Source organism: Pseudomonas sp. 2822-15 (assembly GCF_002742515.1).
In the GTDB taxonomy this organism is placed as follows: Bacteria; Pseudomonadota; Gammaproteobacteria; order Pseudomonadales; family Pseudomonadaceae; genus Aquipseudomonas; species Aquipseudomonas salomonii.
In genome coordinates, this window is the sequence record NZ_LJRY01000209.1 from 511,153 (window position 1) to 528,124 (window position 16,972).

The following is a 16,972-nucleotide window of genomic DNA, read 5'->3' on the forward strand; positions in this document are numbered from 1 at the left end:
GGCCGCAGGATAGCGATTTTTCTTATAACGACTTATACCAATATGATCTGACTTTATGCTTTTTCTGTCAGACGATGGCAGACATACGCCTGGGTCTGATACGGGAACGCCACAGTGTCACGCCCACGCAGTGCCGGGTGCGTGTCGATCAGCTGGCGCAATTGCTCGGTCACCGTGGCCTTTTGCGCGGCGGGTAGCGCCGCGATGAAGCTTACCGACAGGAAGCGATCCATGATCACTTCCTGAGGGCTGCCCACATGCTGATAGGCAAAACAGCTCATTTGCGGCGCGGAAAAATACTCACCCGTGAAGGCTTCGCGCCAACGGCCTGTATGAAAACGCGGGGTGTCGCCTTCATAGGGCGTAATGATTTCGGTGATGGCCGCAACCCAATCCACCGACTCATCGCGCACATTCCACACCAGCCCCAGGCGCCCGTCGGGCTTGAGCACGCGGTGGATCTCGGCCAGTGCGGCCTCGGTGGAAAACCAGTGGAAGGCTTGCGCACACACCAGCGCATCGGCGCTGGCGCCCGGCAACGGTATGGCTTCAGCGGTGCCGCTGAGCAGGCGCACATCCGGCAACAGTTTGCTCAGTTGCGCGCCCATGGCCTCGACCGGCTCGACGGCAATCAGGCTGGGCGCCAGGGTGCTGAGCAAACGGGTGAACTTGCCGGTGCCGGCGCCCAGGTCGATCACGGTCGACTGTGCATTGATCAGCAGCGTGTTGGTCAACCAGCCGGTGAGTTGGCGGGGATAATCCGGACGACCTTGGGCGTAAGTGGCGGCCTGGGTCGAAAAACCTTGTTGAGCAGACGTGTGAACACCAGTCATTGCGACGTTCTCCTCGGGGGCGGGCGCACAGTGTGCGCCCTCTGAGGTTTATTTTCTAACCCGTGCATCCAATCGGGCGTGTGGCGTGTAGTCCTTGCAGTCACCCCGCTGTTTTACTCAAATGGAGCACTACCCATGAACGCTAAAACACTGTTCTGCCTCGCGGCTGCACTCACCGTCGCGCCCGCGGCTTTCGCCCAGACCGGTTTGCCGGACAACATCAAGGTGCCGGACGGGCACAAGATTGCGATGGAAACCACCGGGGTCGGCGAAATCACCTACGAATGCCGTGACAAAGCCAACGCCATCGGCCAGACCGAATGGTTCTTTGTCGGCCCCAAAGCCGTGTTGAATGACCGCAGCGGCAAGCCAGTGGGCAGCTACTTCGGCCCGCCTGCCACCTGGCAAGCCCAGGACGGCTCGAAAATCACCGGCACTCAATTGGCGGTAGCGCCTTCCAGTGCAGGCAACCTGCCCTATCAACTGGTCAAGGCCAACCCGGCCGAAGGTAAAGGTGCCATGAGTGGTGTCAGTTACATCCAGCGGGTCGCGCTCAAAGGCGGCGTGGCGCCAAGCAGCGAATGCACGGCGGCGAACAAAGGGCAGCAGGCCGTGGTGAAGTACCAGGCCGACTACATCTTCTGGGCGGCCAACTGAGCAAACTCGGCTACGCTGCCTGTGGCGAGTGCGCTCGCCACAGGACCCAGCCTTTTTAAGGATGCCGTGTTTGTTTGATTATCAAGCGTGCCTGGCGGCATGTGCCCGTGGCGACCCACGCGCCTTGCGCCAACTCTATGCCGAGGACAGCAGCCGGTTGCTCGGCGTGGCGTTGCGCATTGTGCGCGACAAAGCCCTGGCCGAAGATGTCGTGCACGACGCGTTTATCAAGGTCTGGCGCGGCGCCGGCAGTTTCGACCCAAGCCGTGGCTCGGCGCGGGGCTGGGTGTTCAGCATCACCCGGCACCTGGCACTCAATGCCGTGCGCAATCACGCCCGGGAGGTGGCCTTGGGCGAAGAGCACGAGCAGCTCGCCGCCGCCCATGACAGCTTCGAATTCAGCGCCCGAGAAGGTCAGGTGTACCGCTGCCTGGAACAACTCGACCCACCCCGTCGCGCGTGCATTCTTCACGCCTATGTCGACGGCTTTTCCCACAGCGAAATCGCCCGGAAACTGGACACGCCCCTGGGCACCGTCAAAGCCTGGATCAAACGGAGCCTCGTCGCGCTGCGCGAGTGCATGGCATGAGCAACCCACTGGATGAACTCGCCAGCGAATACGTGCTGGGCACCCTGCCCGCCGAGCAACGCGCTGAGGTCGAACAACGCTTGAAACATGACCTAGAACTGCGTGCGGCGGTGGATGCCTGGGAGCAGCGCCTGTTGCCGCTGACCGCCTTGGCCGAACCCGTGCCGCCGTCCGCACAACTGTGGCGGCGCATCGAACGCAGCACGGCAGATCAGCCAGCCGGCGTACCGTGGTGGAACCTGCTGGCGCTCTGGCGTGGTTTGGCCGGCGCAGGCTTGGTGACCACTCTGGTGTTGGCCGCGCTGTTACTGACCCGCCCGCCCGTGGCAGAACCAACCTTTGTGGTGGTGCTGGTCGCGCCACAGAGCCAGGCACCCGGCTGGGTGATCCAGGCCAGCCATGATCAGCAGATCCAACTGATTCCGTTGGGGGTGATGGAGGTACCGAGCGACAAAGCCCTGCAATTCTGGACCAAGGGCGATGGCTGGCAGGCTCCGGTTTCGTTGGGGCTGGTCAAGCCTGGGCAAACCTTGTCGGTGCCGCTGAACAAACTGCCGCCGCTCACACCTAACCAACTGTTCGAGCTGACCCTGGAAGACCCTCGCGGTTCACCGACCGGCAAGCCGACCGGGCCGATCCAGGCCATCGGCCGCGCGGTCAAAGTGCTTTGATCAGCTGGCGCTGGGCAACCACACCCTGAATTGCGCCCCGCCCAGAGGCGAGGCCAGGGCCGTCAAGGTGCCGCCCTGGGCTTCCATGGCGCGCCGGCTGATCGCCAGGCCAAGGCCGAAACCGCCCGTGCCGCGGTCACGGCTGCGGTCGAGGCGATAGAAGGGTTCGAAGATACGCTCGCGCTGCTCCACAGGAATGCCGATGCCGTCATCGTCCACGCAGATTTCACAGCCGTCGGCACACACCTTGACCCCCACCTGGATGCGCCTGTCGCAATAGCGCGTGGCATTGCGCAACAGGTTCTGCAACGCCCGGGCCGTGAGGCGCGGGTCGAGGCTGAAACGCTCCACCGCGCAGTCGAGCGCCACATCGATGACGATCTCGGGGTTTTCCAGTTCGTCATCGACGCTGCCCAGCACGCTGTCGATAAACTCATCGAGCACCACGTCGACCCGCTCCGGCAACTGCGCCGGGTTTTGCAGGCGGCTGTAGGAGAGCAATTCCAGCACCAGCTCGTCCAGTTCGCGAATATGCGCCACCAGGCTTTGCAGGCGCTCGCGGCTGGCCTGGGGCAAGTCTTCGGACAGCGCCAGGGCCAGGCCGAAGTCCAGGCGCGTCAGCGGCGTGCGAAGTTCATGGGACACGGCGTTGAGCAAGTCGCGCTGCTGGTTGAGCAGGCGTTCGATGTCGTCGGCCATGGTGTCGAACACCGACGCCAGGCTGCCGATGTTGGAGCTGGCGGGGATCTGCGTGCGCTCACTGAGGTTGCCCCGGCCCAATTGCGCGGCGGTGCTTTTCAGGCGCTCCAGGTCACGCCAGTGCGGGCGCAGCCAGAACAGCAGGCAGGCGAGCAAGGCCGCGCCGATCAGTACGTTCATCGACCAATACAACAGGTTCATGTCCAGCGGGTCCGGCGGGATGCTCAGTTTCACCGCAAACTGCTGGTTGATCGGCGAGCTGATGTCTTCCATCCAGCCCCACTCGCCCAGGCGGATCACCGGCTTGCCGTGCTCCAGCAGTTGCTCCTCCTCGGGCGTATAGCTGGCGTCCTGGCGCAGCAGCAACTTGACTTGCAGCGGTGCGAAATCCCGGTTCAGTTGCTCGGTCACATGGGACCAACGCTCCACCGGCGCGCGCAGATACTGCTTGACGATAAGCTTTTGCAGGCCACGGGTCTGCTCGATGTTGTAGTCCATGTAGCGGTGTTCAAACAGCTGAATCACTAACTTGGGTATCAGGAAGATCGCGGCACTGAAGGTAATGATGGTGACCAGGTAGAGGCGCAGCAATACACGAAACATGGATCAGCATTCCCACTCGGAACGGCTGAACAGGTAGCCCTTGCCCCACACGGTCTTGATCTTGCGCGCTTCGCCGGCGTGGTCGTCGAACTTGCGCCGCAGCTTGGAAATGGCCACGTCCACCGAGCGGTCGGTGCCGTTGAACTCGATACCGCGCAGGCGTTGCAGGATCTGGTCGCGGCTGAGCACTTCACCGGCATGCCGGGCCAGCACCACCAGCAGGTTGTACTCACCGCTGGACAACTCCACCGCCTGCTCGCGCCAGGTCACGGTGCGTTCCGACAGGTCGATGCACAGGTTGCCCATGACGATCTGGTCATTGGCCACCTGCGGTTCGGACAAACTGCTGCGGCGCAGCAAGGTGCGTACACGGGCAAGCAGCACGCGTGGCTCGCAGGGCTTGGTGACGTAGTCGTCGGCACCCATCTCCAGGCCCAGCACCTGATCGTGGCTGTCATCGCGGGCGGTAAGCATCAGAATCGGCAGGCCCGCCGAGTCGGCGCGCAGCAGGCGGCACACCTGCAAGCCGTCGAGGCCGGGCAGCATCAAGTCGAGGATCACCAGGTCCGGTGGGTTGAGCCGCGCCCGTTCGCGCACATGGTCGCCACGGCTGAGCACGTTGACGTGGTAGCCATTGCGTTCCAGGTAGCTGGCAATCAGCTCGGAGAGTGCGGCGTCGTCTTCCACCAGGAGGATATTGGGCATGGTGTTTCCAAATAATACTGTTTGTTGGTGTGTTGCAGGATTGTGCAAGGATATACGCCCCCGTCGCGCAGCGCGCCGCACCTTACACTTCTTCACACACGGCCTACACAGCTTCACAGCACCACGGCGCAGGTGTCTTTAGGATGCGCCAGTCAATATTGGGATATGAGCATGTCGAAGAATCTGTTTGCGCCGTTTTGTCTGCTGGCCCTGACGCTGGCCCTGAGCGGCTGTGGCCAGTCGGCCGAGGAAGCGCCAGAGACGCCACTGGCCAAAGTGCGCATCGAAACCCTGCAAGCCAAGCCCCTGTCGATCACCAGCGAATTGAGCGGGCGTATCGCCGCGCCGCGCATTGCCGAAGTGCGCGCACGGGTCGCCGGCGTGGTCATGCAGCGGGTGTTCAAGGAAGGCCACGACGTCAAACAGGGTGATGTGCTGTTTCGCATCGACCCCGCGCCGTTCAAGGCCGACCTGGACAGCGCCCAGGCCAACCTGAGCAAGGCCGAGGCCAACGCGTTCCAGGCCCGTCTGCAAGAGCAGCGTTACAGCCAGTTGGTCGAAGGCAACGCCATCAGCGGCCAGGACTACGACAATGCCCGCGCCAACCTGCGCCAGACCAACGCCGAAGTCGCTGCCAACAAGGCCGCGGTCGAACGTGCCCGGTTGAACCTGGGCTACGCCACCGTCACCGCGCCGATTTCCGGGCGTATCGGGCGTGCGCTGGTGACCGAAGGTGCGCTGGTCGGTCAGAACGAGGCCACGCCCCTGGCAATTATCCAGCAACTGGACCCGATCCACGCCGACCTCACCCAGTCGACCCGCGAACTCAATGACCTGCGCCGCGCCTTTCGCGCCGGCAGCTTGAAGCAGGTCGGCCAGGACCAGGCCAAGGCCACGCTGATCCAGGACGACGGCAGCCTGTACCCGTTGCCGGGCAAGCTGTTGTTTGCCGAAATCAGCGTCGACCCAGGCACCGGGCAGATCATCCTGCGCAGCGAGTTCCCCAACCCGGACCTCGACCTGTTACCGGGCAGCTTTGTGCGTGTGCGCCTTGAACAGGCTGTGGACAAGCAAGGTATCAGCGTGCCGCAACGCGCCATCACCCGTGACAGCGCCGGCATCCCGATGGTGCTGCTGTTGGACGCCGAGCAAACCGTCAGCCAGCAGCCGGTGGAACTGGGTGCGGTGATTGAGGACCGCTGGATCGTCAGCAGCGGCCTCAAGCCCGGTGACCGCATCGTCGTCGAAGGCCTGCAACACGCGCGCCCCGGCGAAAAAGTCGAGGTGGACGACAGCCCCGCCTCCGGCCAGCCAGTCAAGGAATAACCCGCCATGCCGCAGTTCTTTATTGACCGCCCGATTTTCGCCTGGGTGGTGGCCCTGTTTATCCTGCTGGCCGGCGCGCTCGCCATCCCGCAGTTGCCGGTGGCCCAGTACCCCAACGTCGCGCCGCCGAAGGTGGAGATCTACGCGGTGTACCCAGGCGCGTCGGCCCAGACCCTGGATGAAAGCGTGGTCAGCCTGATCGAGCAGGAGCTTAACGGCGCCGATCACCTGCTGTACTTCGAATCCCAAAGCAGCCTGGGTTCGGCCACCATTACCGCAACCTTCCAGCCGGGCACCAACCCGGAAATGGCCCAGGTAGATGTGCAAAACCGCCTGAAAGCGGTGGAGCCGCGCTTGCCGCAAGCCGTGACCCAGCAAGGCTTGCAGGTGGAGAAAGTCTCCGCCGGCTTCCTGCTGCTGGTGACCCTGACCTCCAATGACGGCAAGCTCGACGACGTAGCGCTCAGCGATTACCTGGCGCGCAACGTGATGAACGAACTCAAGCGCCTGGACGGCGTGGGCAAGGCCCAGCTGTACGGCGCCGAACGCGCCATGCGCATCTGGATCGACCCGCAGAAGCTGATCGGCTTCAACCTGACGCCGGCTGACGTGAACGCCGCGATCAGCGCGCAGAACGCCCAGGTCTCGGCGGGCAGCATTGGGGATTTGCCGGGCACCAAGACCCAGGAAATCACCGCCGCAATCCTGGTCAAGGGCCAGTTGTCGACTCCGGCGGAATTTGCCGACATCGTGCTCAAGGCCAACCCCGACGGCTCCACCGTGCGCATCGGCGATGTGGCGCGGGTGGAAGTCGGCAGCCAGGAATACCAGTTCTCCACGCGCCTGAACGGCAAGCCGTCGACCGCCGTCAGTGTGCAACTGTCGCCCGGCGCCAACGCGCTGAACACCGCGACCCTGGTGCGGGCGAAAATGGACGAGCTGTCGCGCTACTTCCCGGCCAACGTGGAGTACAAGATCCCTTACGACACGTCGCCGTTCGTCAAAGTCTCGATCACCAAGGTGGTCTACACCTTGCTGGAGGCGATGGCGCTGGTGTTTGCGGTGATGTTCCTGTTCCTGCAGAACGTGCGCTACACCCTGATCCCCACGCTGGTGGTGCCGATTGCACTGATGGGCACCTTCGCCACCATGCTGTTGCTGGGTTTCTCGATCAACGTGCTGACCATGTTCGGCATGGTGCTGGCGATCGGCATCCTGGTGGACGATGCGATTGTGGTGGTCGAAAACGTCGAGCGCATCATGGCCACCGAGGGCCTGTCGCCCAAGGACGCGACGAAAAAAGCCATGGGCCAGATCACCGGCGCCATCGTCGGTATCACGTTGGTGCTGGTGGCGGTGTTTCTGCCGATGGCGTTCATGCCGGGGTCGGTGGGTGTGATCTACCAGCAGTTCTCGCTGTCGATGGCCACTTCGATCCTGTTCTCGGCGTTCCTGGCCCTGACCTTGACGCCAGCACTGTGCGCCACCTTGCTCAAGCCGATTGCCAAGGACGAGCACCATGCCAAGGGTGGTTTTTTCGGCTGGTTCAACACGCGTTTTGAGCGCCTCACCGACCGTTATGAAGGCTGGGTGGCTTATGCCCTCAAGCGTAGCGGCCGCTACCTGTTGATTTATCTGGTGCTGCTGGTGGGCCTGGGGTGGATGTTCAGTCGCCTGCCCTCCTCGTTCCTGCCGGTGGAAGACCAGGGTTACACCATTACCGATATCCAGCTGCCACCGGGCGCGAGCAAGAACCGCACGGTGCAGGTGGCCGAGCAGATCGAGGCGCACAACGCCGGCGAGCCTGGGGTGGGCGATACCACCATGATTATGGGCTTCAGTTTCTCCGGTTCCGGGCAGAACGCGGCGCTGGCCTTTACCACGCTCAAGGATTGGTCGCAGCGCAGCAGCGAAGATTCGGCCTCGGCAATTGCCGAGCGTGCCAACGAAGCGTTCAGCGAGCTTAAGGATGCGATTGCCTACGCGATCCTGCCGCCGCCGGTGGACGGCCTGGGCACCTCCAGCGGCTTCGAGTTCCGCTTGCAGGACCGTGGCGGCGTCGGCCATGCCGCGCTGATGCAGGCGCGCACCGAGTTATTGGCGGCCGCGGAAAAAAGCCCGATCCTGGCCAACGTGCGCGAAAGTGCCCTGGCCGAAGCACCGCAAGTGCAGTTGCAGGTGGATCGCAAGCAAGCCAACGCCCTGGGCGTGTCGTTTGCCGATGTGGGCAATGTGCTGTCCTCGGCCATCGGCTCGGCCTATGTCAACGACTTCCCCAACCAGGGCCGCATGCAGCGGGTGGTGGTGCAGGCCGAAGGCGACCAGCGCAGCCAGGTGGCGGACTTGATGAAGATCAACGTGCGCAATAACGCCGGCAAGATGGTGCCCTTGTCATCATTCGTTGAAGCCAGCTGGACCCAAGGCCCGGCGCAGCTGACGCGTTATAACGGCTACCCGGCGATTTCGATCAGCGGCGAAGCGGCGCCGGGGCACAGCACCGGTGAGGCCATGGAAGAAATCCAGCGCCTGGTCAGCCAACTGCCGGCCGGCCTGGGCCAGGAATGGACCGGGTTGTCGTTGCAGGAACGCTTGTCCGGCTCCCAGGCGCCGTTGCTGTTGGGCCTGTCGCTGCTGATCGTGTTCCTGTGCCTGGCGGCACTGTACGAAAGCTGGTCGATACCCACCTCGGTGTTGCTGGTGGTGCCGCTGGGTGTGCTTGGCGCCGTATTGGCGGTGGGCTTGCGTGGCATGCCCAATGACGTGTTCTTCAAAGTCGGCCTGATCACCATCATCGGTTTGTCGGCGAAGAATGCGATTCTGATTATCGAGTTTGCCAAGGACCTGGTAGACCAAGGTGAGGATCTGATCGACGCCACCCTGAAGGCCGCACGGCTGAGGTTGCGGCCGATCATCATGACCTCGCTGGCGTTTATTCTCGGTGTGGTGCCCTTGGCGATTGCCACCGGCGCCAGCTCGGCCAGCCAACAGGCGATTGGTACAGGCGTGATCGGCGGCATGATCACCGCGACGCTGGCGGTGGTGTTTGTGCCGGTGTTTTTTGTGGTGGTGATGAAGCTGGTGCGCAGGCGCCACAAGACGGATTAACTCAGCCGAACTCGATCAAAATGTGGGAGCGGGCTTGCCCGCGATAGCAGTATATCAAGATCAGATGTTTTGACTGGCACACCGCAATCGCGGGCAAGCCCGCTCCCACAGGAGGCATCGTGCTGTTCATGATCAAGTCCGCCTGAATAAGCTATGGTGCTCACAACCTCCCTCCTGTTGTGAGCACCTATGGCCTTCCTCGCCCGCACCCACCCTCGCCTCTCATCCGCCGCCGTCCTTGGCCTTGCCGTGGGCATTCTGGCGCCGGCCGATACGCTGATCAGCAAAATCCTGATTGGCTGGAACGCCGGGGTCTGGACCTACCTGGCGCTCATGCTGTGGCTCACCAGCCGTTCACACGCCGATGACGTAAAACGCATCGCCGAGATCGAGGATGAAAACGCCGGGCTGGTACTGTTCATGGTGTGCATTGCCGCGATAGCCAGCCTTGCGACCATCACGGTGAACCTTGTGGGCAGCAAAGACCTGGACAGCACGGCGCGCCTGCTGCACTACGGCTTTACCGGCATGACGGTGATTGGCTCATGGTTGCTGACCGGGGTGATCTTCAGTGTGCATTACGCCCGTCTGTTCTACACCTGGGAGGGCGACGAGCCGGCATTGCGTTTTGCCGAAGGGTTGCGTAACCCCAATTACTGGGACTTCCTGTATTTCTCGTTCACCATTGGCGTAGCAGTGCAAACGGCGGATGTAGGGGTTGCAACACGTGCAATGCGCAAAGTCGTTTTGGGCCAGTCATTGATTGGATTTCTGTTCAATACGGCGATTCTGGGTTTCTCGATCAATATTGCTGCCGGACTGTTCAGTTGAACCCAAATGCTGCGGCGCCAATCCTGATCTAACCGGGAAGGCGATTGAAAAACGCTTTTGCGTTCATCAAAAAAAACCCTGATCTTTCGATCAGGGCTTTTTAGCGTTGCCTGTTTATTTAGAACGCATAACGCAGGCCAACGTTAACCGCGGCTTTTTGCTTGATTTTGTCACTGGTGCTGGTCTCCACGTCGACATGTGCCTGCAGGTCCTGGGTAAACGAAACGGCCAAACCGGCACCGTACTTGGCGCGCGAACCCGACAAATCATTGTTGAAGGTCTGGTTGTTGACCGTGACCTTATTGTTGTCGGAAAACTCGTGGACCATTGCCGCACGCAGGTAAGGCTTGATCAGTGTGCCATCATCGAGTTGGAACTCATGGCCAACGGTCGCGCCGGCCTCGGCGGTCCTTGAGCGGGTACGTTCACCGTCCACTTGCAAGCCGTTTTTCAGGCTGTACGTGCCACCTTGGACCACAATGGTCGACAGTCGGCCGTAAGGTTCAATAAAGGAGCTGTCACCCAGCTTGATATGACGGCCGAACTCAGCCGATATACCACCGCCTACGTTGTTGTAGCCACCCTTGGTGGACGTGTTATCACTGAGTGTTGCCTTGGCCTGGTTCTGGAACCGGTTCGCTTTGGCCACGGCATCAAAATAGAAACCGCTCTCTTCGTCCACCCAGGTGGCATAAGTACCCAGGAAGTAGCTCTTGACGGTACCGGCAGCGCCGCGAGCCGGGTTCACGTCAGAATTACTGTTGCCGCCGAATACCCCCACCTTCCATTGGGTGTCGGCCAGCGGCATGTCAGCACCGATGGAAAAACCCTGCAGGCTCTGCGAGTAGCCGGTGCCCGAACTCTGGGACACATCATATTTGCTGCCGAAACCACGGATCCAGAGACCGGTACTGTTCGGGGAGTAGCGCAACTCACCCATACGGGCACGCAACGAACCCTCTTCGGCGGTCATGATGGTCACCGGGGTGTTGAACAATGCCGTCACCACGCGGGCACTGCGGCTGACTACACGGGTTTGCGTGTCCAGAAACCAGTCATTACCTTCCTGTTTCAGGTTGTAGGCATAGGCACCCATGTCGACCGGGCCGCCCTCAAGGGAGAACACCGCGTCACCGCCGCCGGTGTGCACAACCTGGGTTTTGACCAGTTCGCTGCCGCTGGCGGAGAGCGCCAGCGTGTGGTTGCCCGAGGCCTGATTGGCGACGTCGATAAAACTCGCCTTGCCCTCATCAAAATTGACGCTCCCGACAAACCGGCCCTCGCCGGACAGCGAGTCCAATTTCAACCGATAGAACTCGCCCGGTGCACCGAGGGTCACCGTACCACGGTCCATCGTCAGTGAGCGTGCCTGGCTGTCGCCGGTGATGAACAAATTGGAGTTGCTGCCCACCTTTACCGTGTCGACACCTTGCAGCTGGCCCTTCAACTCTGCGTTGTTTTGCAGGTTCAAATGCACAGTGCTGGTGGCGTCGCCGACCACATTACCGACCAGGTTCCGGCTGTTATCCACATTCATCGTCGCGGTGGCACCACCCGACACCGACAGCAGATTGCCATTGCCGCCTTTGAGCGTGGAACCGTTGAGTACGTCGATCGACACCACTGGCACCTGACCTGGCGTGCCCCTGACCGATAGGGCCGAACCCGTGCGTCCCTCAACCACAGACTGGTCCAACACCAGTTTGCCATCGGTTGTATCGGAGCGACCGCGAGTAAACAAGACACCATGACCGTTGCCGATGATCGCACTCTGGTTGGCGGTTGCCGTTGCACCGACCAAAGCGAGGCCAAAGGCTGCGGCTCCCGTACCCTGCACGACTGAATTTTGGGTGAAGTGAAGTTCACTGCCACTGGCGGCTAGCGCACCGCCAGAAGCCCCACTGATAGAACTGCTGGCGATTTGTGCCAGTGAGGCTGCACCTGCGTTGCTGACCGCCTGCAACCCCATGCCGGCGGAGTTGGTGACCGTACTGTTAGTAATAAAAGCTTTACTGTTTTCAAGCCGCACGGCGCCCAGAACAGGATCGCTCGACGTCACGTGCGAATCATTGATATTGACGGTAGAACGGCCAGAAGCACGCACTGCACCCGACTGGCTGCCCCTGTTCATGTTTAATGTAGAAGCTGACAGGTCGATGCCGGTGGCTCTCGCGCTGTTCATCGTCAGCGTGGACCCGTCCGACAGTTGCCAATCCGTAGCGGCAGTATTAGGGCCGATAGTACGTTGGGCACCGTTATCCAGCTGAATCGCCTGTGCTTGGCCCTGTACTGCTACGAAGAAGCAGAATGTAAGGGTGGGAACTTTCATCTTCACACTCAATGGCTTGAGGTCAAACGTATTCAGTGCCGACATGCTCAATCACTCTCATGATGAAACTTACAAAAGCGGTTTGGCCTACTGCAGACAAAATGCGGCCTTACCTGTGCAGCGCGTAGAGTAAGAATTAAACGCTCCCGTTTATGTAGGAGTAGTCTGTAGAACCCTGGTAAGAAACCTGAGTAATGGGTGATCTATGGGATGGAGTGGTGTGAGGGAGTTCCCCCTCTCTCAGGTAAAGAGAGGGGGATGCTGTCACCGCCTGACTAACGCCTGTTACGGGCTAACGAGTGGCGAGAGATCACACCGCGAGGCCGACAGCCCAGTACGCATAATGGCCGTCGCCGTGCCGACCCCCAGCGTACCGTCGTTTAGCTTGGTAAAAGCACGCGCATAAGCGCGCCCTGCCTGTGCGTTCCCAACGAAAGCGAAATCGAATATGAAAGTGTGCCCACTGGCCTTGACCGCATCCGTAATAGGGACGCTAGGGGACTGCGTTTGGTCATAAGCCAGAGGTGCTGCGATGGGCCTCGTAATCCGCAGGTCCAAAGTCAGCCGTTCACCCACCACCATTTTCGGATTCCCGGCTACGAAAACACGTAGCTCAAAGATTTTTGGCGTCGTCACCGGCATCCTGGTCAGCGCATCGCAGTTAACCGAAAGGGACGCCCCCATGCCTCGAGCGCCCCCAAATTGAGGTGCTGGCAAGGCAGTAACCACGGCGTCTATCAGACTAACGTCGGTGTAGGGTGCAGGGTTCAGGTTAGTGGCCGCTGTTGGCGTAGGCGTAGGCGAAACAACATATCTAATCTTATGCGTGCCGTTCCCCAATGCGGCGAAGTAAGACCAGGGGAGCTTCCAACTGACCGGAGTTCCGGCTACCTGAGTGTCATCCAATTCTTGAGCAGGTGCCAGAAACGTTCCATCGGCCAGCTGAGGAACCAACCACATACCTCTGGTCGGCGTTTCAAGGCCGGTCCATGTCACAACGGTAATGGTCACGTCCTGGTTAGCGTCTACCTCCCTGAGTATATTCAACTCCTTCGAGACTTCACCCATAAAACTTGCAACAAGCAATCGGCCATTTTCACTACCCGGCGTTGTGGTAGTCGGTCCAGAGTAACTCAGATCCACTCTGATCGTGGTGGTCGGGCCGGGTACAATGTCTCCGTCTTGTTCGATTTCATAGCCCACCACGGTGGTTTTGGGACCCTTTGCATTACCATAGTCAGCCGTACACAGCGGGTTCAGGAAGAGCCGATCCAAGGTTATCGGAAACGCGACAACATCAAACCACTGGCTCACAGGCTGACCGCCCCATGTCACCCGAAACCGGTACTTGCTCGCACTGTTGTAGTTCCCAAAAACCGGGATTTTACCGGTTGGGCCTACGGCGAGGTCTGCAAGATTGATCAGGTCGTCAGCCAAGTCTGGAGCCTGATCAATCATAATCGGCTGCAAATTCGCTGGCGCAGGCGCCAGCACTATTGTGAAAGGCAGGGAGGGCAATGAAGGCTCACTGAGATTGCCTGCCCGGTCCTCGATTTGATAGATAAGCCGCCAGTCACTACCGCTTTTATTCAAGTCATTCTCGGTCAGTACGCCGGTATTGCCGGCTTGCAGCATGAGCCGCGGTGGAATTAGCCCCCCCACCTCTTCCGCAGGAATGACGATGTCGCCTTTAGTGAGATACATCCGGACTTTATCATTCGGGTCCCACTGCCCGCTTTTAAAAGCGTAAGTGTTGGCAGGAATGCTGAATGGGAATCCGAACTGGGTCAGATGGGCCAACGTAAAGGCCTGACCCGCCGGGAGCGTACCCGTATAGACCAGTGGCGGTGGCCGAATGGCAGTGCTGCCATTGGAATAGGCAGGAATCAAGTCGATCTCAAACCTGGTAGGCGGCGAAGTTTCTGACGTGTTAGCAGGAACGTCTACGTCGCCTGGATTGCTCGCCGGATAATTTTCTGTTAAATCAAAACAGAAAAGCCACGCACCATGTTCCTGCAGGCCCGTATCCGGTCGAACTTTCATTTCATAAGTAAAGGTATCGCCTGGATTCGCAATGGTGAACTGGAAGTAGTCTTCCACCAGCGTCCATTGAGTGGGGGTTGGACTATTTACAGGTTGTTTATAAATCCTGCACCAGTCCCCATCAAACGAAATCGGTCCCGACGTGATTGTAAAGATTAAATTTTTACTGGCTCCATCTTTTGAAACAAGCCCCAGTGCCGGATCTATGACAACTGATGGATCAAGCACTGCCGCGCTTAAGTTCGAGCTGGGAGGACCTATAAGAATTCTTGGAACGATTTTAATAGTCATTTCATATTCTCCGTTATCATCAGATATGCTTTACCTGCAGAGCCACCGCTCACGACCCACTGACTACCTGGCATTGAAACACTTTTAATTGCTTGACCACCCTACCTTCAACTGCAAATATGCGCCTGCCATCCTCGGCGAATCAATCCACGCCTTTACCTGTCGGCGTACAGTAAAACCCGGTCGAATGTTTACGATCCACCCTCACGTAGCCGGTTTCAGACACCCCTATTAGTACGCTGTTTCGAATAACACTGTACTTGGCACCCGCGCTGGCAAAAGCCTTCAACGGCTGAAGATAGTTCTTATAGTCCGTGATCACAAAATCGTGGAAAGTTTGCGTGGCGTCCCATCGATGAGTCATTGTATGTTCCGTGGACTTTATTGGCTGTTGATTGAGGGGGATTAAATACCCAACAAAGGCCAGTGTCAGTATATCCCCCGGCAATACCTTACTACCGGGGATCACCCGAATAGTCAGCCCCTCCCAAATCGGCGGATCCGTTCTGCACGTAATAAACCCTCTATCATCTGCGTGCGGATAAGTGGGTTTGGATAAGACAGTGGGCGGCGTAATATTTACCGCCACCGGTTGATCAGCTGATTGTTGCTGGTTGACCCCATTTGTGGACAGATAGTAAAACAGCGCAGTTTTATTACCGACAGACTGTATTACCGACCAGGGAATCAAATTATCAAAGATTATATTGGTACCGGCGACGTCCCCTTTCTTGACGGTATAGGTCGTTACTACATTTGTCTGTCCTTGCACATAGAGCGACAGCATGTTACCCACTTGAGGGTCGCCGGAGAGCAGCACTTCAGCCCTGCAAGGCTGGTTATTGTCGCGACTGTCCAGCTGATTAGCCGTATTAGACTCAGCGCCAAAGATGTTGACCTTGTCCAGCAGGAGATTCAACAGCGCGGGCGCCTGATTATGATCGCGGCCGAAAACCGTGAAATCCATATTGATCAATTTCAGAGGAGAAGGCGTGCCACCGTTCGTCGGGTTGGACGCGCGTCGAATAAGGTAGCGAAACGGTACATTGTCCTTGCGCTGGAGGTTGGCGCCATTGGCAATCAACTGCTGCCAACTTAAGGTCCCGGTAAACGGCAATGACATTACGGGTATTGCCGGGTACTCAACCCCGGCCAATACAGGGATACACAGATCCCCCTGCCGATAATGGGTGTAGGTGCTGATACCGAACGATACGATATTACGCGCGTCTTCCCGATTGATAAGGCGATCAAAATCAAACGCGGGCACCGTGGGCACAGGCAAATCGGCTGGCAACGCCTCCAGAGAGAGCTTGGTACTTCCGAACAAAGAAAACTGCGGGGTTATATTGCCTGCCTCGTCCATGACTTTATAACAGGCATACAGTGGCGAGGTACCCGCGAACTTTCGAATTTCCGCGGCCGGCACTTTCAGAACCATAGCGCCGGTGGTGGCAGCAAATGTCTCTATTAAAATTGGCAGGCCGACCGGAAATGCATTAGTGTCCATGAGATACAGGTATATCTTGTCAAGCGCAGCACGACCTGAATAATCCCCCGGCACGACAACATCGAAGGTTGCATTATCAGTCGCATCAGACTCAGTGATGTCGTCATCCACAAACCAGGGCGCTTTAAGCACCTCATTTTCTGCTGGCGGCCTGCGATCAATAATAATGTCCACCGGATGCGAAAACTCGAACACCTGAGCATCTTCGTACAGGTTATGTATACGGTAGTAAATACGCACACGGGCATTGTTAAGCAGGTAAGACGCAGGAATAGAGAGTTCCAACGGAAAGTCTTTGGCGGTTATAGGCCCCACCAACTCTCTGGCAGGAAGAGGGAAAGGCACATTTCCTTCCACCTCCCAAACCACTACAAAAAAATCACTTTCCCCTAACTGCGGCAGCAGTGTCCAAGGTGTATCCAAAAAAACTTTCAGCGGTTGATATAAAAGGGCTGTAGGGATGACACCACTCGGCAACCTGCCCTCCACCGTGAGTGCGGTTAACGTCGGCGTTCCGAAAGCAGCTGTCATTGCATCGATGGGCAACGTTGTGGCGCTATTGATTTGACCATTGTTATTGGTTGGGGGGGTGCTCATATCGCTCTCCAGAACATCAACATTGCGCCAGCCACTGGTTTTTTGTCTGATTGCTTTAGCGACGATTGAATACCCACCGACAACTTCTCGTAACTGTCAGATTTAACAGGTCGCACCGCCGTCCGTCGGATGCGCGACCGGCTGAGCCGTTGTTTTGCGCTGAATGACACTTGACGTTGTTCC

General features: G+C 58.9%; 12 protein-coding genes. 6 read left to right on the plus strand and 6 right to left on the minus strand.

Features of this window, described 5'->3' with window-relative positions; genetic code table 11:
* Positions 1 to 53 precede the first annotated feature (53 nt).
* A complete protein-coding gene (locus AOA59_RS24375; protein ID WP_099489352.1) occupies positions 54 to 833 on the minus strand; it encodes a class I SAM-dependent methyltransferase in 780 nt (259 codons plus the stop codon).
* A 135-nt stretch (positions 834 to 968) separates the two neighbouring features.
* Here AOA59_RS24375 and AOA59_RS24380 point away from each other — a divergent pair, with 135 nt between their 5' ends.
* The 3 genes from AOA59_RS24380 (at position 969) to AOA59_RS24390 (ending at position 2,750) form a co-directional block, all read left to right on the plus strand.
* Positions 969 to 1,490 carry a DUF3455 domain-containing protein gene (locus AOA59_RS24380; RefSeq protein WP_099489353.1) on the plus strand — a complete coding sequence of 174 codons (522 nt, stop codon included), beginning with the start codon at positions 969 to 971 and terminating at the stop codon, positions 1,488 to 1,490.
* Between the two features lie 61 nt (positions 1,491 to 1,551).
* Positions 1,552 to 2,079, plus strand: coding sequence for a sigma-70 family RNA polymerase sigma factor (locus AOA59_RS24385; protein WP_099489354.1), 528 nt, complete (start codon positions 1,552 to 1,554; stop codon positions 2,077 to 2,079).
* Positions 2,076 to 2,750 carry an anti-sigma factor domain-containing protein gene (locus AOA59_RS24390; protein ID WP_069788830.1) on the plus strand — a complete coding sequence of 225 codons (675 nt, stop codon included), beginning with the start codon at positions 2,076 to 2,078 and terminating at the stop codon, positions 2,748 to 2,750. The genes AOA59_RS24385 and AOA59_RS24390 overlap by 4 nt, the downstream gene beginning before the upstream one ends.
* On the opposite strand, the gene AOA59_RS24395 is transcribed toward AOA59_RS24390, so the two are convergent.
* Together AOA59_RS24395 and AOA59_RS24400 are read right to left on the minus strand one after the other, a co-directional pair.
* Positions 2,751 to 4,052, minus strand: a complete 1,302-nt coding sequence (locus AOA59_RS24395; RefSeq protein ID WP_099489355.1) for an ATP-binding protein — start codon at positions 4,050 to 4,052, stop codon at positions 2,751 to 2,753.
* A gap of 3 nt (positions 4,053 to 4,055) precedes the next feature.
* Positions 4,056 to 4,757, minus strand: a complete 702-nt coding sequence (locus AOA59_RS24400) for a response regulator transcription factor (RefSeq protein ID WP_017135033.1) — start codon at positions 4,755 to 4,757, stop codon at positions 4,056 to 4,058.
* Between the two features lie 171 nt (positions 4,758 to 4,928).
* Between AOA59_RS24400 and AOA59_RS24405 the strand changes: the two genes are divergently transcribed.
* From AOA59_RS24405 to AOA59_RS24415, 3 genes are all read left to right on the plus strand, one after another.
* Complete coding sequence (locus tag AOA59_RS24405) at positions 4,929 to 6,083, plus strand: efflux RND transporter periplasmic adaptor subunit (RefSeq protein ID WP_099489437.1); 1,155 nt, start codon at positions 4,929 to 4,931, stop codon at positions 6,081 to 6,083.
* Between the two features lie 6 nt (positions 6,084 to 6,089).
* Positions 6,090 to 9,188, plus strand: coding sequence for an efflux RND transporter permease subunit (locus tag AOA59_RS24410; protein ID WP_099489356.1), 3,099 nt, complete (start codon positions 6,090 to 6,092; stop codon positions 9,186 to 9,188).
* A gap of 189 nt (positions 9,189 to 9,377) precedes the next feature.
* Positions 9,378 to 10,019, plus strand: a complete 642-nt coding sequence (locus tag AOA59_RS24415; RefSeq protein ID WP_065931684.1) for a DUF1345 domain-containing protein — start codon at positions 9,378 to 9,380, stop codon at positions 10,017 to 10,019.
* 118 nt (positions 10,020 to 10,137) lie between these two features.
* Here the strand turns inward: AOA59_RS24415 and AOA59_RS24420 are convergent, their stop codons facing one another.
* The 3 genes from AOA59_RS24420 to AOA59_RS24430 all read right to left on the minus strand — a co-directional run bounded on the left by AOA59_RS24420 (position 10,138) and on the right by AOA59_RS24430 (position 16,789).
* Positions 10,138 to 12,393: an autotransporter outer membrane beta-barrel domain-containing protein gene (locus AOA59_RS24420; protein WP_099489357.1), complete on the minus strand. Its 2,256-nt coding sequence runs from the start codon at positions 12,391 to 12,393 to the stop codon at positions 10,138 to 10,140.
* Between the two features lie 240 nt (positions 12,394 to 12,633).
* Positions 12,634 to 14,682 (minus strand): hypothetical protein, encoded by a 2,049-nt coding sequence (locus AOA59_RS24425; RefSeq protein WP_143522808.1) that lies wholly within the window; start codon positions 14,680 to 14,682, stop codon positions 12,634 to 12,636.
* Positions 14,683 to 14,824: 142 nt separating this feature from the next.
* The gene (locus tag AOA59_RS24430; RefSeq protein WP_099489359.1) at positions 14,825 to 16,789 is read right to left on the minus strand and encodes a hypothetical protein; all 1,965 of its coding nucleotides are present in this window, start codon (positions 16,787 to 16,789) and stop codon (positions 14,825 to 14,827) included.
* Positions 16,790 to 16,972: the final 183 nt, after the last annotated feature.

What these genes read in the sequence shown, in the direction of transcription:
- AOA59_RS24415 (WP_065931684.1), top strand. Translation starts at nt 9,378, where the DNA reads ATGGCCTTCCTCGCCCGCACCCACCCTCGCCTCTCATCCGCCGCCGTC.
- AOA59_RS24405 (WP_099489437.1), top strand. Translation starts at nt 4,929, where the DNA reads ATGTCGAAGAATCTGTTTGCGCCGTTTTGTCTGCTGGCCCTGACGCTG.
- AOA59_RS24430 (WP_099489359.1), bottom strand. Translation starts at nt 16,789, where the DNA reads ATGAGCACCCCCCCAACCAATAACAATGGTCAAATCAATAGCGCCACA.
- AOA59_RS24400 (WP_017135033.1), bottom strand. Translation starts at nt 4,757, where the DNA reads ATGCCCAATATCCTCCTGGTGGAAGACGACGCCGCACTCTCCGAGCTG.
- AOA59_RS24425 (WP_143522808.1), bottom strand. Translation starts at nt 14,682, where the DNA reads ATGACTATTAAAATCGTTCCAAGAATTCTTATAGGTCCTCCCAGCTCG.
- AOA59_RS24395 (WP_099489355.1), bottom strand. Translation starts at nt 4,052, where the DNA reads ATGTTTCGTGTATTGCTGCGCCTCTACCTGGTCACCATCATTACCTTC.
- AOA59_RS24380 (WP_099489353.1), top strand. Translation starts at nt 969, where the DNA reads ATGAACGCTAAAACACTGTTCTGCCTCGCGGCTGCACTCACCGTCGCG.
- AOA59_RS24385 (WP_099489354.1), top strand. Translation starts at nt 1,552, where the DNA reads ATGCCGTGTTTGTTTGATTATCAAGCGTGCCTGGCGGCATGTGCCCGT.
- AOA59_RS24375 (WP_099489352.1), bottom strand. Translation starts at nt 833, where the DNA reads ATGACTGGTGTTCACACGTCTGCTCAACAAGGTTTTTCGACCCAGGCC.
- AOA59_RS24420 (WP_099489357.1), bottom strand. Translation starts at nt 12,393, where the DNA reads ATGTCGGCACTGAATACGTTTGACCTCAAGCCATTGAGTGTGAAGATG.
- AOA59_RS24410 (WP_099489356.1), top strand. Translation starts at nt 6,090, where the DNA reads ATGCCGCAGTTCTTTATTGACCGCCCGATTTTCGCCTGGGTGGTGGCC.
- AOA59_RS24390 (WP_069788830.1), top strand. Translation starts at nt 2,076, where the DNA reads ATGAGCAACCCACTGGATGAACTCGCCAGCGAATACGTGCTGGGCACC.